The organism is Variovorax sp. 278MFTsu5.1, assembly GCF_048305045.1.
Classification (GTDB): domain Bacteria; phylum Pseudomonadota; class Gammaproteobacteria; order Burkholderiales; family Burkholderiaceae_C; genus Variovorax; species Variovorax guangxiensis.
In genome coordinates this window covers 4,699,374-4,713,879 of sequence record NZ_CP157622.1, presented here as the reverse complement: position 1 = coordinate 4,713,879, position 14,506 = coordinate 4,699,374, and the positions used below count along the sequence as shown (strand labels likewise).

The 14,506-nt window shown below is 67.3% G+C and carries 15 protein-coding genes; 12 read left to right on the top strand and 3 right to left on the bottom strand.

Annotation, left to right across the window (positions count from 1 at the left end):
* Nucleotides 1–131: 131 nt before the first annotated feature.
* Nucleotides 132–719: a DUF1569 domain-containing protein gene (locus tag ABL844_RS21950; RefSeq protein WP_418128891.1), complete on the bottom strand. Its 588-nt coding sequence runs from the start codon at nt 717–719 to the stop codon at nt 132–134.
* 74 nt (nt 720–793) lie between these two features.
* On the bottom strand, nt 794–1,339 hold the full coding sequence (locus tag ABL844_RS21945; protein ID WP_418128889.1) for a MarR family winged helix-turn-helix transcriptional regulator: 546 nt from the start codon (nt 1,337–1,339) through the stop codon (nt 794–796).
* A gap of 340 nt (nt 1,340–1,679) precedes the next feature.
* On the opposite strand from ABL844_RS21945, the gene ABL844_RS21940 reads away from it, so the two are divergent.
* The 12 genes from ABL844_RS21940 (at nt 1,680) to ABL844_RS21885 (ending at nt 13,041) form a co-directional block, all read left to right on the top strand.
* Entirely contained in the window at nt 1,680–2,606 is a 927-nt protein-coding gene (locus ABL844_RS21940; RefSeq protein ID WP_418128887.1) for a LysR substrate-binding domain-containing protein, read from the top strand.
* Between the two features lie 412 nt (nt 2,607–3,018).
* Nucleotides 3,019–3,453, top strand: a complete 435-nt coding sequence (locus tag ABL844_RS21935) for a type IV pilin protein (RefSeq protein ID WP_418128886.1) — start codon at nt 3,019–3,021, stop codon at nt 3,451–3,453.
* Nucleotides 3,450–4,043: a pilus assembly FimT family protein gene (locus ABL844_RS21930; protein WP_418128885.1), complete on the top strand. Its 594-nt coding sequence runs from the start codon at nt 3,450–3,452 to the stop codon at nt 4,041–4,043. The genes ABL844_RS21935 and ABL844_RS21930 overlap by 4 nt, the downstream gene beginning before the upstream one ends.
* Entirely contained in the window at nt 4,040–4,468 is a 429-nt protein-coding gene (pilV, locus tag ABL844_RS21925) for a type IV pilus modification protein PilV (RefSeq protein ID WP_418128883.1), read from the top strand. Before ABL844_RS21930 ends, pilV begins: the two co-directional genes overlap by 4 nt.
* The gene (locus tag ABL844_RS21920; RefSeq protein ID WP_418128882.1) at nt 4,465–5,616 is read left to right on the top strand and encodes a PilW family protein; all 1,152 of its coding nucleotides are present in this window, start codon (nt 4,465–4,467) and stop codon (nt 5,614–5,616) included. The genes pilV and ABL844_RS21920 overlap by 4 nt, the downstream gene beginning before the upstream one ends.
* Nucleotides 5,613–6,212 (top strand): pilus assembly PilX family protein, encoded by a 600-nt coding sequence (locus tag ABL844_RS21915; protein ID WP_418128881.1) that lies wholly within the window; start codon nt 5,613–5,615, stop codon nt 6,210–6,212. Before ABL844_RS21920 ends, ABL844_RS21915 begins: the two co-directional genes overlap by 4 nt.
* A 20-nt stretch (nt 6,213–6,232) precedes the next feature.
* Entirely contained in the window at nt 6,233–9,994 is a 3,762-nt protein-coding gene (locus tag ABL844_RS21910) for a pilus assembly protein (protein ID WP_418128880.1), read from the top strand.
* Between the two features lie 27 nt (nt 9,995–10,021).
* Entirely contained in the window at nt 10,022–10,699 is a 678-nt protein-coding gene (locus tag ABL844_RS21905; RefSeq protein WP_418121679.1) for a hypothetical protein, read from the top strand.
* Nucleotides 10,696–11,238, top strand: coding sequence for a GTP-binding protein (locus ABL844_RS21900; protein ID WP_418128879.1), 543 nt, complete (start codon nt 10,696–10,698; stop codon nt 11,236–11,238). Before ABL844_RS21905 ends, ABL844_RS21900 begins: the two co-directional genes overlap by 4 nt.
* The gene (locus tag ABL844_RS21895) at nt 11,235–11,630 is read left to right on the top strand and encodes a roadblock/LC7 domain-containing protein (protein ID WP_418128878.1); all 396 of its coding nucleotides are present in this window, start codon (nt 11,235–11,237) and stop codon (nt 11,628–11,630) included. Before ABL844_RS21900 ends, ABL844_RS21895 begins: the two co-directional genes overlap by 4 nt.
* Before the next feature lie 97 nt (nt 11,631–11,727).
* Nucleotides 11,728–12,087, top strand: coding sequence for a hypothetical protein (locus ABL844_RS21890; RefSeq protein ID WP_418128877.1), 360 nt, complete (start codon nt 11,728–11,730; stop codon nt 12,085–12,087).
* 21 nt (nt 12,088–12,108) lie between these two features.
* Entirely contained in the window at nt 12,109–13,041 is a 933-nt protein-coding gene (locus ABL844_RS21885; RefSeq protein ID WP_418128876.1) for a LysR family transcriptional regulator, read from the top strand.
* A gap of 12 nt (nt 13,042–13,053) precedes the next feature.
* Here the strand turns inward: ABL844_RS21885 and ABL844_RS21880 are convergent, their stop codons facing one another.
* Nucleotides 13,054–14,490: an efflux transporter outer membrane subunit gene (locus ABL844_RS21880; RefSeq protein WP_418131934.1), complete on the bottom strand. Its 1,437-nt coding sequence runs from the start codon at nt 14,488–14,490 to the stop codon at nt 13,054–13,056.
* Nucleotides 14,491–14,506 lie beyond the last annotated feature (16 nt).

Genomic DNA, 14,506 nt, shown 5'->3' with positions numbered 1-14,506 from the left:
AATACCTGCCGGTGCATGCATGACCGTGCACTGTCGAGCCAGTCGCCACCCCCGCCGCCGCGACGAGGCCGACGAGCAGGACGTCGCCGGAACGCGAACCCGCATCGGGCGCGAAGCCCTCGAAGCGCGCGTCAGCCGGCGTCCACCAGCTCCCAGTGATTCGCCAGGTGCATGAGATGCGCCCGGGTGTACTCCGACTTGCTCAGCGCGCCGTAGGCGAAGTGCGGCGCGAGCGCGTTGCCGTTGCGTTCGAAGCGGCCCAGCGCGCTCATCAGGTGCTCCACCGCGGCATCGAGCGGCTGGCCTGACGCGATCGCCGGTGCGCCGGGAATGGGCTCTTCGAGCCCGTGGCTCATTCGGCCGCGCGCCGAGAACACCGCGAATGCCATGCTGCCCAGCGAGCCGCGGAACCACGCGGGCTTGAGCTGGGGGAAGCCGTCGAGCGAGTATTCGACGCTCTGTGCGTTGTGGTGCAGCACCTGCGCCAGGTCCCAGCCCGAGCGGGTGCGCAGCGGTGCGGTGCGCAAGCGTTCGAGGGTGCGCATGGCGCGGGGCAGGTCGGAGAAGTCGTCCATGGCGATGGGTTGGTCGGAGTGGGTGAGAACGTAGCCGGCGCCTGTGGCTGCAGCGCCGGCCAGCAGCGCGCCGCCGGTCAGCAGGGCGCGCCGGGGGCGCGAGATGCGGTAGCCGTTGCTGTTGTCCTGAAGGGCGGTATTCATGTGGTGCCGGATGGTAGGCACCGGTAGGCACAGGAACTGTCAAATTTCCGACAGTCTTTGTTGAAGAAGCGTTGTCAGGCGCTGCACTCCGGCCACTTGTGGCGCGTGCCGCCCGAGCGGCGGTCGGCTTTCTCCGGCACCACGCCCATCGCGCTCAGCTCCCTGCCACGCAGCTCGAGCCGGCGCAGGCACTTGAGGAAGATGTCAAGGTGCTCCGCGTCGATGGCCTCGAGCAGGTCCATGTTGAGGCGGGCGATTCTCGGGAACACCGCCTCGCACAGCTGGCGGCCGGCGGCGCTCAGGCTCACGTGCACCTCGCGTCCGTCCTCGGCATCGCGCCTGCGCTCCACCAGCTTCTTCTCGGCGAGGCTGCGCAGGCCGCGCGAAGTTCGCACGCGGTCGAGCTGCAGGCGCTCAGCGAATGCCGAGGAGGTGATCTCGCCGATCTGCGCGAGCATGCCGATCATTCCCCACTCGCGGTGCGTGATGCCGAAGCCGCCTTCGACGAGGCGGGTTGCCATGCCGCTGCCCGGTCGCGTGGCCCGGGAGAGTCGGTACAGGAGCAGGTCGTCCAGGGTGCGCGGCGAGCGCAACGCATTCGCATCGGGAAAAGCTTGCATGGGAGTCGGACCGGAAGTCAAGGCAGAGAGGAGAGAGTCGATTCAACCGACCTTGCTGGTGGGTAATGGATTAGATTAATTGTTGGTTGCTACCTATAACCAACTGAGTTAACAAGTATTGCCGCAATGGCCGTTCGGGCAGCGAATTTGTTTGTGAGATTTCTGTCAATTGCAATAAGTCAGCTACTGCTCAGTATTGGCTGGCTGCTTTTCATTTGATTCGGCGGTGCGCATTCGTATTTGGGTTGGATTGATTGCATTTTTATGATCAATCGATAGCAATTGCGGAATTGATAGGGTCGCCACCGCATAGCAGCAGTCATTCAAGGAAAGATTCCCCGTGCTCGATCTGAACGAAGTCGCCATGTTTGTCCAGGTGGCGCGCCTGGGCAGCTTCGCGGAGGCCGCGCGGCACCTGCGCGTGCCCTCGGCCACAGTGAGCCGGCGCATCCAGCAGCTCGAGACGCGGCTGGGCACCCGCCTGATGCAGCGCTCCACCCGCAAGCTCACGCTGACGAGCGCGGGCCAGACCTTCCACGAGCGCTGCGGACCTGCGGTGGAAGAACTGATCGAGGCAGGGCAGTCGCATGTCGCAGGCAACAAGGAGCCCAGCGGCGCGATACGGGTAGCAGCCTCTGCCAACTTCTTCGAATACTTCGACATGGGCTGGGTGTCGGCCTTCATGGCCGCGTATCCGCTGGTGCAACTCGACTTCGTGCTCAGCGACCTGCCGGCGGACCTCATCGCCGACCGCATCGATGTCGCCTTCCACATCGGCGCGCTGGGAGATTCGAGCTACGTGGCGCGCAGAATCTTCACCAGCTACGGCGGCCTTCTCGCAAGCCCCTCTTATCTGGCGGCCAACGGCACGCCGGGCGATCTGCGCGAGCTGGCCGAGCACGAATGCGTGACCCAGCCGCCGGAAACCGGCAGCAGCGCCGTCTGGCGCCTGCAGGGGCCTGATGGCGCGGAAGAAGACGTGCGGGTGCGCGGGCGCTTCAGCAGCAACGTCCACGTGGCGCTGCGCGAGGCGGCTTGCGCCGGGCTGGGCATCGTCGCGCTGCCCGCGATCCTGACCGCGGCCGAAGTCGCCGCCGGCCGCCTCGTGCCGGTGCTGCCTCAGTACATGCGCGCGGGTCGCGGCATGAGCGTGGTCTACCCCAGCCGCCAGCAGCGCCCGCTGGCCGTCACCGCCTTCGTGGACATGGCGGTGGAGAAGCTCAGCCTGCAGGAGTGGACGCCGGCCTCCGGCGCGCGGATGCCCTAATTCGCGCGTCAATACACCGGCGCGCAATTCGGCACTGCGTTGTGAACCAGATTGGCGCAAATTGCCTTGTTTTGGTGCGCGCCGCGAAGCGCAATCCTGCTGATTGCGTCGAAAGTTGAGCAGCTGAATCTCATTTCGAGCGCTAGTAGAAAGCTACAAAGACGGTAAACAATTGTCACATGCCGCCCGTCGGCGGGCATGTGCGTAGAAATCCAAATTCGCCCGTTCAGGGGCGCATGCCTGGATTGCCTTGAATTGGACGAGTCTACGAGCGCAGGGCCAATTCATTCATTTTCATCGTCTTCCCGGTTTTTGGGAATGAGTGGATTTCTTGGTCAGGGAAGGAACGCGGATGCGGATACGGTCTTTGAGTGCGGCGAAACGGCCGGCAAGCGGGCGACGGGCGAGCCCCATGCACGGCGCCAGCGGCTTCACGCTGATCGAGGCCATGATCACGGTGGCCATCGTGGCCATCCTCGCGGCGATCGCCCTGCCGAGCTATCGCGACTACGTGCTGCGCGGCCAGCTCGTCGATGGCACCAATGGCCTCGCGGCATTGCGCGCCGACATGGAGCGCTACTACCAGGACAACCGGACCTACCTCAAGACCGGCACCTTCGTTCCTCCCTGCAGCAAGACCAGCGTCGCCGGCTCCTTCACGCTGTCGTGCGCCGCATCGGATGCAACCAGCTACACACTGCAGGCCTTGGGCAGCGGTCCGACGGGCGGCTTCACTTTCACCGTGAACCAGCTCGGCGTGCAGGGCACCACGATCACCAATGTGTCGGGCTGGACCGGATGCAGCACGGCCTGGGTGACCCGGCGAGGGCAGGCATGCCCGTCATGAGCCGCCGCACACGCTGTGCGCCCGCGGGCTTCACCCTCATCGAGCTGATGGTGACGATCGCGCTGATGAGCATCCTCGCGATGCTGGCCATGCCCGCGTTCACCACCTGGATCGCCAACAACAAGGTGCGCACCGTGAGCGACTCGCTGCAGAACGGGCTGCGCTTCGCCCAGTCGGAGGCGCTGCGCCGCAGCCGGCCGATGGTGTTCTCGCTGACCAACAGCGCCGCGCCGCAGACCAGCCTCACGGCGGTCGCCAACGGCAGCGGCTGGTCGATCAATGTTTCCAAGTCGAGCCTGGACGCCAAGAGCGCGTTCGTGCAGTCCGGCGTGCTCTCGGACGTCGCCTCCGGCGTGCAGATCGCAGGCCCCGCCGCAGTCTGCTTCAACGCCATGGGCCGCGTGGTGGCGAACACCGACACCGGCGTGGACGGTGCGAGCTGCGACACCGGCTCCACGGTGCAGACCTACGACGTTTCCCTGTCCCCGGGCGCCGACCGCCCCCTGCGTGTGCTGCTGACCCTCGGCGGCCAGATCCGCATGTGCGACCCGGCCCGCAAGCTCAGCGATTCCCCCGACGGTTGCCCATGAAGAAAAGACTTCCCGCTTCCTTGCGCTCCTCCAGTGGCGCCCCGCGGCAACAGGGCTTCGCGCTGCTCGAAGTGCTGGTCTCCATCTTGATCTTCTCGTTCGGCGTGCTCGGCCTCGTCGGGCTGCAGGCGCGCGCCATCTCGCTGTCGGTCGATGCCGAAGACCGCAATCGCGCCGCTCTGCTGGCCAACGACATCGCCAGCGCGATGTGGCTGGCCAAGTCGGTCTCCGCGGTGGACACCAGCGCAGGCTCGGCCTGGCAGAAGCGTGCGAGCGCGCAGGACCAGGGCGGTTTGCCGAACGGCGCCATCACCGTGACTTCGGAGGGCTCCAACAGCGTCGACATCGTCATTACCTGGAAGGCGCCTTCGCGCGCGAGCACCGATCAGAGCAGTACCTTCACCACGCGGGTGACGCTGCCATGAGGCCCGCTTTCCACGGAGCGCTGCCGGCGCGGCAGCGCGGCCTCTCGCTGATCGAACTGCTCGTGGCCATGGTCATCGGGCTGATCGTGACGCTGGCCGTCACCAGCGTCATCACGGTCGGGGAAGGAAAAAGGCGCACGACCACCTCGACCAACGACATGGACCAGGCCGGCGCCTACGCCGCCTACCTGCTCGATCGCGCGGTGCGCAGCGCCGGCTCCAGCCTGATCCAGTCAACGCAGCCAACCGATCGGGGCGTGTTCGGCTGCAAGCTCAACGCGGCATCGCTGCTGCCGGCCAGCGCCTTTCCCGCGCCCTTCGCGAAGAACTTCAAGTCCGCAAGCAACCTGCGCGTTGCGCCGGTGCTCATTGCCAAGAACCAGTCAGACACCGGCTCCGACGTGTTAGTCGTCATGGGCGGCGACGCGGTGGCCGGCGGCGTGCCGCGCGGCCTCACCGACCCCGGCAGCGCCACAACGCTCTCCATGGACAACACCGTCGGCATCTCCATCGGCGACCTCGTGCTGGTCAGCCAGAACGGCATCGCCGACTGCCTGCTCGAACAGGTCTCGGGGACCTCGACCAAGGTGTTGACGCTCGGCGGCACCTACTACACCGCCGGCAAGAGCACCTCCCTGGAGACTCTGGCGGGCAGCACCTCGACCTACGTCACTCCGCTGGGTAACCCGGCGAACGGCAACATCCAGTTCCAGCTTTTCGGCGTGGGCGACAACCGCACGCTCTACGGCTACGACCTGCTGCAGGCCGGCGGCACCACCACCGCGCAGGCGCTGGCCGACAGCGTGATCGAGATGCACGCCCTCTACGGCCTGGACACCAACGGCGACGGCATTCTCGACGCCTGGGCCGACCCGGGCTCGACGGGTTACGACATCGCCACCGTCATGGCCACCACGGCCACCATCAAGCAGATCGTGGCGGTGCGCATCGCGCTGGTCATGCGCAGCGCGAGCAAGGAACGCGATGTCGTCTCGGCCAACTCGCTCTCGCTGTTTTCCGACGCCGTGGACGCATCGAAGAAGTCGCTCGCGCAGACCGTCAAGCTGACCGGCGCGGACGACACGTACTACCGCTACCGGGTCGTCGACTTCACCGTCCCGCTGCGAAACATGCTGCTGCTGCCATGAAGAAGTTGACCATGTCCGGAAGGCTGGCGAAGCGGGAGCGCGGCGTCGTGCTGCTGTTCTGCCTGATTGTCCTCGTGATCCTGCTGGCGGGTGGCGTCGCGGTGGTGCGCTCCATGCACAGCTCGCTGACTTCCGCCGGCAACCTGGCCTTCAGGCGCGATCTCGTGAACCAGGGGGAGAGGGCGGTGTCCGCGGTGCTCGCCAAGTTCGCCACCGGCGGCGCGCTGGCCACCGCGACGGCCGACGTGCCGGGCGAGAACTTCAAGGCGAGCAAGCTCGACACCAACGCGCAGGGCATGCCCACCGCGCTGCTCGACGACACTGCATTCGCCTCGGTGGGCAAGACGAGCAACGATATCGTGGACAACACCGCACAGGTGAGCATCCGATACGTGATCGACCGCCTCTGCACCGCCAGCGGCGCTGCCACCAGCACCGGCTGCGTGCAGTCTTCCGCGGCACCGAGCGGCGGCACTGCGGGCCCCGTGCCGCCGCCGCCCCCGCCGACGGCCACCGTCTACCGACTGAGCATGCGGGTCAGCGGCCCGCGCGACACGCAGGTGTTCCTGCAATCGACCTTCACCAAGCCAGATTGAGAAAGAAGCACCGCATCGCCATGACACGCGTTCTTCACCGCTCTCCGCTCGCCGCAATCGCAGTCTTCCTTGCCTCGCTTGCCCTGCATGGGACGGGCACAGCGGCCACTTCTTCCAAGCTCGCAGACCAGCCGGTGTTCGCCACGTCCGACGTGCCGGGCAACCTGGCGCTTGCGCTGTCTGTGGAATACCCCACCGCCATCAGCGTGGCCAACCTCGGCGACTACGCCGACGCCTCCGAGTACCTCGGCTACTTCGATCCGAAGAAGTGCTACACGTACCAGTACGTGGCGCCGGCCGTGTCGGGCGGTGCGGCGTCCGACAGCTACTTCCAGCCGGCGGGCGCATCGACCGGCACCAACAAGCACAGCTGCTCGGGCCAGTGGAGCGGCAATTTCATGAACTGGGCCACGATGCAGACCATCGACCCGTTCCGCTGGGCGCTGTCGGGCGGCTATCGCAGCGTCGACACCACCACGCTGACCATTCTCGAAAAAGCCTGGGGTTCCGCACAGGGCGGGCTGGGCAACTTCCCGCTGCGCGGCACCGACCAGGGCTCCGGGCACAAGCTGCCCACGTCGCTGGTTTCGTCCGTCACGCCGTTCGGCAACTGGAGCAAGTTCAATTCGAGCATCTGGTCGCGCGGCAACACCATGGCGTTCACCAGCACGGGTGACTCCACCAGCACCGCTTCCGACCTGAGCGATCTCGACAGCGCCAACAAGAACAATGGCGGGAAGTCCGTCTACCAGGTCTACGTGCGCGTGAAGGTTTGCGACTCGTCCTCGTCCGCCGGCGGCGTGGAGGCCAACTGCGTCAAGTACGGCACCAATTACAAACCCGAAGGCCTGCTGCAGCAGAACGCCAACAAGATCCGCTACGGTGCTTTCTCCTACCTGAATGCGGGCGGCAACACGCAGCAGGGCGGTGTGATGCGCGCGCCGATGGGCTTCATCGGGCCGACGTACCCGCAGCCGCTTTCCACCTCGGTGGTCACCAACACGCGCGGCGAGTGGGACGCCACCACCGGCGTCATGAACACCAACCCCGACGCCGTTTCCGCCACCGCCAGCGGTGTTTCGCAGAGTGGGGTGATGAACTACCTGAACAAGTTCGGGCAAGCCGCCAAGACCTACATGACGTACGACAACGTCAGCGAGCTCTACTACGCGACGGTGCGCTACTTCGAGAACCTGGGCAACGTGTCCGAGTGGACCAACTCGGTGGCCATCGGCGCGGCCGGCAGGGACGCCAAGCTCGACGGCTTTCCCGCCGTGATCGACTGGAGCGGCAAGGACCCCATCGCCTACTCGTGCCAGAAGAACTTCATCCTGGGCATTGGCGACGACCACACCCACTACGACTACAACGTGGGCGGCAGCTCGATCACCAAGAGCGGGCGCGCCGCGCCCTCGGCCGTCACCTCGGACACTTTCAACAAGGCCGACACCTGGACGAAGAACCTGCAGACGCTGGAAGGCTTCACCACGCCCACGCCGTGGTGGAAGACCGGCGGCACCGACTCGACCTACTACATCGCAGGCCTTGCCTACGGCGTGCACGTCAATGACATCCGCCCCGACCTGACCGGAGTCCAGAACATCTCCACCTACTGGATGGACGTCATGGAATACCAGCGGGCCGAAGACCTGAACCCGTACTACCTCGCGGCCAAGTACGGCGGCTTCAGCGTTCCATCGAGCTACGACCCCGCCAACACCAAGACTGCGCTGACGCAGAGCTGGTGGAACACCTCGGGCGACAGCATCAACATGAACGGAACCACCCGCCTGCGGCCCGACAACTACTTCCTCGCGGGCAACGCGGGGCAGATGGTGAGCGGCCTGAAGGCCGCCTTCATCGACATCGCCAACGCCATCCAGGCCTTCACCACCTCGTTCTCGCTCTCCAGCGCACAGGTGTCCTCCACCGGCAGTGCCTCGTACGCGTCGCAGTACGACTCCAAGGGATGGACCGGCGTGCTCACGGCCAGCACCATCAGCTTCGCGAGCGACGGCACGCCGTCCACCGCGACCGTATGGACCAGCAGCACCACGCTCGAGGCGCAGCTCGCCAGCGGCGGCTGGGATACCGCGCGCCGCGTTGCCACCTGGAACGGAACCCAGGGCGTGGCCTTCCGCGCCTCCAGCGTGACCAGCGCGCAGCTGGCGGCACTGGCGCCTTCCTACGCGAAGAGCAACACCGCCACCGACTATCTCAACTACTTGCGCGGCGACCGCACCAACGAGAGCACCTCGACCGCCACCGGCAGCACCAAGGCGCTGCGCAGCCGCAACCTGCTGCTCGGCGACATCGTCGACGCCAAGGTGACGCCCGTGGGACCGCCCGGCTCGACCTACTCCGAGAACAGCAATCCGGGCTACGCCGCCTTCAAGACGAAGTGGAAAGCGCGTCCCGCCATGGTCTACGTCGGCGCCAACGACGGCATGCTGCACGCTTTCAACGGCGCGCTCACCGGAAGCACAGCCGGCACCGAGCAGTTCGCCTACGTGCCCAGCGCGCTCTTCCAGGGCCCCAACGGCACGCCGCAGGTCGACGGCCTGGCGCAGCTCGGCAACCCCAGCTACGTCCACCACTACTACGTGGACGCGACACCTCTGGCCTTCGACATCGACTTCGGCAGTGCCGGGGGCGTGTTCACCACCAAGAGCGACGGCACCGGTGCCGACTGGCGTTCGCTGCTCATCGGCGGGCTGGGCAAGGGCGGCAAGAGCTACTACGCCATCGACGTGACCGACCCTGCCAGCATGAGCACCGAGGCCGCCGTTGCCGCCAAGGTGAAGTGGGAGTTCACCGACACCACCATGGGCTACAGCTACGGCGCGCCCATCGTCGTGAAGACGAAGAAGTACGGCTGGGTCGTGATGCTCACCTCGGGCTACAACAACAGCGACGGCAAGGGCTACCTGTACATCGTCAACCCGAAGACCGGCGCGCTGCTGGAGAAGATCGCCACGCCCACTTCCTCCAACGGGCTGACCCAGGCCTCGGCCTATGTCGCCGACTTCGGCGACAACACCACCGACTCGGTGTACGCCGCCGACCTCGACGGCCAGCTCTGGCGCTTCGACCTCACGGCCGAGAAGGGCACCGCCGCCGCCTACCCGGCACCGACCCTGCTGGCCACGCTCACCGATGCTTCGAGCAACGCGCAGCCCGTCACCACCGCGCCGCTGATCGAGATCCACCCCGTATCGCGCAAGCGCTTCGTGCTGCTGGGCACCGGCAGGCTGCTCGACTCGTCCGACGTGAACTCGACGGCGGCGCAGACCTTCTACGCCATCCTCGACGGCACGGCCGGTGCCTTCAGCACCGTGAGCACGCCCGTCGTGCGCAGCCAGCTCACGCAGGTAAGCGACGTGACGGCGGGCATCACGCTGTCGAACACTTCCAAGGGCTGGTACCTCGACCTGGGTGCCACCGGCGGCGTGGGCTGGCGCATGGCGATCAACCCGGTCGCCTTCAACGGCATCGTGGGCTTCTCCAGCCTGCTGACCACGGGTGATGCCTGCAGCCCCTCGGGGCAGAGCCGGGTCTACGCCGTCAACTACGGAACTGGCAGGTCGGTGCTCCTGCCCGCTACCACCGGCTTCTTGAGTGTCTCCAACTCGGTCATCGACCTGCGCTTCGTCAGTGTGGACGGCACCACCCGCATCGTCGCCGGCACCACCAAGGGCGAGACGAAGAAGGTCGACGCGGACCTGTCCAGCGGCATCTCGCTGCGCCTGCTGAACTGGCGCGAAGTGCCGGCTATGAACTGAGATGAGCGTGGCGCAAGGAAGCTCGCCATGCTGAGGCTCGGCATCCACAAACTGCCCATGGCAGAGGCGGTCCTGATCCGCACGATCATGAGGCTCTCTGCGGGCCAGCCCGGCTTCGCCTGGCAGCTGGTCGACGCGCCGCCTTACGACGCGCTGCTGGTCGACGGCTCTTCTGCGGAGCATGAATATCCCGGGCTGGCCGGCAGCATGGCCGCCGCCGTGCTCAGGCTCACCAGCATGAACGCGGGGTGGCAGCCCGGCACCATGGAGCGGCCGATCCGCGCCGACAGGCTGCAGCAGTGGCTGCGCAGCATCGAGCACGCGCTGCGCGAGGCGCAGCCCGGCGGCCTCACGCTGCACGAGCAGACGGCGCTGGAAGTCGAGGTGTCCGACGCGGAGCATTTCATGCTGCGCCGCTGGCCGCCGGCCATGCTGCTGCGCAACGACCTCGACAACATCCGAATGGCGAGCCTGCTGTCGCGGCGCGCACTGAACGCGACCGAGCTGGCCGACCTCAGCCAGCTGCCTTTCTCCCAGTGCGTGGCCTTCCTGCACGAGCTGCGCAAGGCAGGCGTGCTGGAGCTGCGTGTGGCACAAGCGCTGCCGCCGGCCATATCCCGCAGCGACGGATCGCTGCGCGGCGGCGATTTCGCGCGCAGCTTCATCGAACGCATCCGCCGCCGGCTGGGCCTGCGCGCGCCATGAGGGAGCACAAGATCCTCGTCACGGGCTCCGTGGGCGCTGGCAAGACGACGGCCATCGGCCTCGTGAGCGAGGTCGCGCCGGTCGTGACCGACGTGCGCAGTTCCGACGCGTCCATCGACAAGGCCCGCACCACGGTCGGGCTGGACTACGGCCAGCTCACGCTGGACAACGGCGACATCGTTCGCCTGTTCGGTACGCCCGGGCAGGCCCGTTTCGACTTTCTCTGGAAGATCCTCGCGAGGAACGCGCTGGGCCTGATCGTGCTGATGGACAACTCGCGGCCCGATCCGCTGGCCGACCTGTGCGTGTACCTGGACGGATTCGCCGAGCATCTGCGGACACTGCCCTGCGTCGTGGGCGTGGGGCGGATGCAGTCCCACGCCGTGCCCACCCTCGACGACTATGCCGACCGGCTCGCATCCACCGGCCGGGTGTTTCCCGTTCTCGATGTGGACGTGCGCCGCAGGAGCGATGTGCTTGTGCTGATCGACACGCTGCTCATGCAACTCGAAGCCGACATGCGGGGAGACGAAGAGTGAGCACCAGACACGGCCTGTCCAGGACTGCCACGGCGCACGCGCTGCGCGAAGCGCGCAAGCTGGTCGAAGAGCTGAGCGGCGTGACGGCGGTGGTGGTCGCCACCGCGGACGGCTTCGACGTGGCCTCCGCGTCCGCCGGCGACGCAGACCCGGCGCGCGTGGCCGCCATGGGCAGCTCCATCGTGGCGATCGGAGACGTGGTGTCGCAGGAGGCCCGCCTCGGCCGCCGCGAGAGCGTGATGGTGCTCACCGACTCGGGCTTCGCGGTGTTCCACAGCGTGCATCGCCGCGACGCCGACCTCGTGATCAACGTGCTGGCGCGAGACAGCGCCGTTCCCGCGATGGTGGCGTACCGCGCCGCCCAACTCGCCAAGGCACTCGCCGAGGTGTGACGACCGATTTCCTCGCGCGCGTCTGCGTGGCGCGCGGGTCTCTTCCCGTACGCAGCGACCCCCTCACTCGACTTCAACGACTTTTCTGGAGAAAAACTTGGCTTCCATCAAGCACACGCTCGAAGACATCCTCACCATCGACGGGGCCATGTGCGCTGCCGTCGTCGACGCCGGCAGCGGCATGATCCTCGGCAGCGTGGGTTCGGGCATGGACATGGAGATCGCCGCGGCGGGCAACACGGAGGTGGTGCGGGCCAAGCTCAAGACCATGCGCGCGCTGGGCCTGAGCGACGTGATCGAGGACATGCTCATCACCCTCGGCAGGCAGTACCACATCCTTCGGCCCTCGTCGGTGAAGGAGGGACTCTTCCTCTACGTGGTGCTCGACAAGCAGCGCGCCAACCTCGCACTCGCGCGCCGCAAGACGCAGGAAGTCGACAAGCTGATGGACTTCTGAGAAAGCCGCAGGCAGTCTCCGGTGCTGGATCTCAATGAAGTCGCCATGTTCGTGCAGGTGGCGCGGCTGGGCAGTTTTGCCGAAGCCGCGCGGCACCTGCGCATGCCTTCCGCCACCCTGAGCCGGCGGGTGCGGCAGCTGGAGGCGCACCTGGGCACCCGCCTGCTGCAGCGTTCGACCCGCAAGCTGGCGCTGACCAGCGGCGGGCAGGATTTTCTCGAGCGATGCCTGCCCGCGGTCGACGAGCTCATGGCCGCCGGGCAACTGCAGCTCGCGGGCAGCCAGGAGCCGAGCGGGGCGGTGCGGGTGGCCGCGCCCAGCAATTTCTTCGACTTCTTCCCGATGGATTGGGTGTCCGGCTTCCTCGCCGCGAATCCGCGCGTGCGGATCGACTTCGTCCTGAGCGACGCGGCGGCCGACCTCGTCGCCGAGCGCATCGACGTCGCCTTTCGCGGCGGCCCGCTGCGGGATGCGGGCAGCGCGACGCGCAGGATGTTCGCCAGCTACGGCGGCCTTTTCGCAAGCCCGGGCTACGTGGTCGCGCACGGCCAGCCTGCCAGCCTGCATGAGCTGGGCGAACACCACTGCGTGACGCCGCCGCCCGACGCGGGCAGCTACGCCACCTGGCGCCTGCTGGACGCCGACGGCGCGGAGCAGGACGTGCGCGTGCGGGGCCGCTTCGTCAGCAACATGCAGGACGTTCTGCGCAAGGCCGCGTGCGCGGGGCTGGGCATTGCCGCGCTGCCGTCGATCCTGGTGGCGTCCGACGTCGCCGCCGGCCGGCTGGTGCCGGTGCTGCCGCAGTACAGGCGGGCGGGGCGTGGCCTGAGCGTGATCTACGCCAGCCGCCACCACATTCCGCATGCGGTGTCGGCCTTCGTCGAGATGGCGATGGAGAAGCTTGCCGCCAGCCAGGACTGGGGTTCGGCTTCCGTGGGGGCTCCTGCCGGCTGAGCCGCGCGTCGATCAGCCGGCCTTGGCGGTCCGATCGAGGGCGGGGCAGCTCGACGGCGCGCCTGCCGTGTCAGTGCCGCACCAGTCGCCACCGAGCGCCTTCACCAGGAACACCGATGTCAGCAGCCGCTGCCCCTGCAGCTGCGCGGCTTGCCGCTCCACCGTCAGCAGCGACTGCTGCGCGGTGATCACGTCGAGATACGTCGATGCGCCGCCTTCGTAGCGGCTGGTCGCCATGTCGAGCACGCGCCGCGCCGCCGTCACGGCCGACTGCGCCTGCGTGGTGGCGCTGTCGAGCGCCGAGAGGCCGGTGATGCCGTCTTCCACCTCCTGCATCGCCGTGAGCACGGTGCGGCGGTAGTTGCCCACGGTGACGTCGTAGCCGGCCTTGGCGAAGTCAACGTTCGCGCGGATGCGCCCGCCGTCGAACAGCACCTGCGTGGCCGACACGCCCACCGACCACAGCAGGCTGGGGCCGTTGAACAGCGTCTCGATCAGGCGGCTGTCCACGCCCACGGTGGGCGAGATGACGAAGCTCGGATAGAAGGCGGCCGTGGCCACGCCGATCTGTGCGTTGGCAGCCGCCATTGCGCGTTCGGCCGAAGCCACGTCGGGCCGGCGCTGGAGGATTTCGGACGGCACGCCCAGCGGCACCGCGGGCGGCTTGATTTCGCGCAGGTCCACCGGCAGCGAGAAGTTGGGCGCCGGCGTGCCCGTGAGCGTGGCCAGCGCGTGCTCGTACTGCGCGCGCTGCTTCTTCAGCACGTCGACCTGCGTGAGCGTGGTTTCCAGCAGCGCCTGCTGCTGCGCCACGTCCAGGCCCGATACCGCTCCCAGGTCGTGGCGCGCCGTCACCAGCTCCAGCGCGCGCCGCTGCAGTCCGATCGAGCGCGAGAGCACGTCGAGCTCGATGTCGGTGGAGCGCAGGTTGAAGTAGTTGCTGGCGAGCTCGGCGCTCAGCAGCAGCCTGGTGTTGGTGAGGTCGGCGGCCGATTGCTCGGCGGAGGCCGCCGCGCCCTCGACGGTACGCTGCACGCGGCCCGCAAGGTCGAGTTCGTAGCTGGCGTTCAGCGAAACGGCGAAGTCGTTCTGCACCGTCGACGAATTGGCGGTGGCGTAGTTGGTGAGCGGCCGGTTGGCCGAGATCTTCAGGCGCGAGGCGCGCGCGCCCAGGCCCAGCTGCGGATAGCGGCTGGCCGAAGTGGCGGCCAGCGTGGCGCGTGCCTGCGCCAGCCGCGCGTTGGCGATGGCCAGCGTGGGGCTGCCGGCCAGGGCCTGCGCCTGCAGCGTGTCGAGCGTGGCGTCGTCGAAACGCTTCCACCAGGGGCCCTTGTCGGCGCTGTCGCTGGGCGTGCTCACGCGCCACGGCTCCTCGAGCTTCCAGCTCACGGGCAGGGGGGTGTCGGGCGTCTTGTAGTCGGGGCCGACGGCGCAGCCGGCTGCGAGCATGAGCAGTGCGGCGCAG

What these genes read in the sequence shown, in the direction of transcription:
- ABL844_RS21915 (WP_418128881.1), top strand. Translation starts at nt 5,613, where the DNA reads ATGAAGAAGTTGACCATGTCCGGAAGGCTGGCGAAGCGGGAGCGCGGC.
- ABL844_RS21950 (WP_418128891.1), bottom strand. Translation starts at nt 719, where the DNA reads ATGAATACCGCCCTTCAGGACAACAGCAACGGCTACCGCATCTCGCGC.
- ABL844_RS21910 (WP_418128880.1), top strand. Translation starts at nt 6,233, where the DNA reads ATGACACGCGTTCTTCACCGCTCTCCGCTCGCCGCAATCGCAGTCTTC.
- pilV (WP_418128883.1), top strand. Translation starts at nt 4,040, where the DNA reads ATGAAGAAAAGACTTCCCGCTTCCTTGCGCTCCTCCAGTGGCGCCCCG.
- ABL844_RS21900 (WP_418128879.1), top strand. Translation starts at nt 10,696, where the DNA reads ATGAGGGAGCACAAGATCCTCGTCACGGGCTCCGTGGGCGCTGGCAAG.
- ABL844_RS21905 (WP_418121679.1), top strand. Translation starts at nt 10,022, where the DNA reads ATGCTGAGGCTCGGCATCCACAAACTGCCCATGGCAGAGGCGGTCCTG.
- ABL844_RS21935 (WP_418128886.1), top strand. Translation starts at nt 3,019, where the DNA reads ATGCACGGCGCCAGCGGCTTCACGCTGATCGAGGCCATGATCACGGTG.
- ABL844_RS21920 (WP_418128882.1), top strand. Translation starts at nt 4,465, where the DNA reads ATGAGGCCCGCTTTCCACGGAGCGCTGCCGGCGCGGCAGCGCGGCCTC.
- ABL844_RS21880 (WP_418131934.1), bottom strand. Translation starts at nt 14,490, where the DNA reads ATGCTCGCAGCCGGCTGCGCCGTCGGCCCCGACTACAAGACGCCCGAC.
- ABL844_RS21945 (WP_418128889.1), bottom strand. Translation starts at nt 1,339, where the DNA reads ATGCAAGCTTTTCCCGATGCGAATGCGTTGCGCTCGCCGCGCACCCTG.
- ABL844_RS21930 (WP_418128885.1), top strand. Translation starts at nt 3,450, where the DNA reads ATGAGCCGCCGCACACGCTGTGCGCCCGCGGGCTTCACCCTCATCGAG.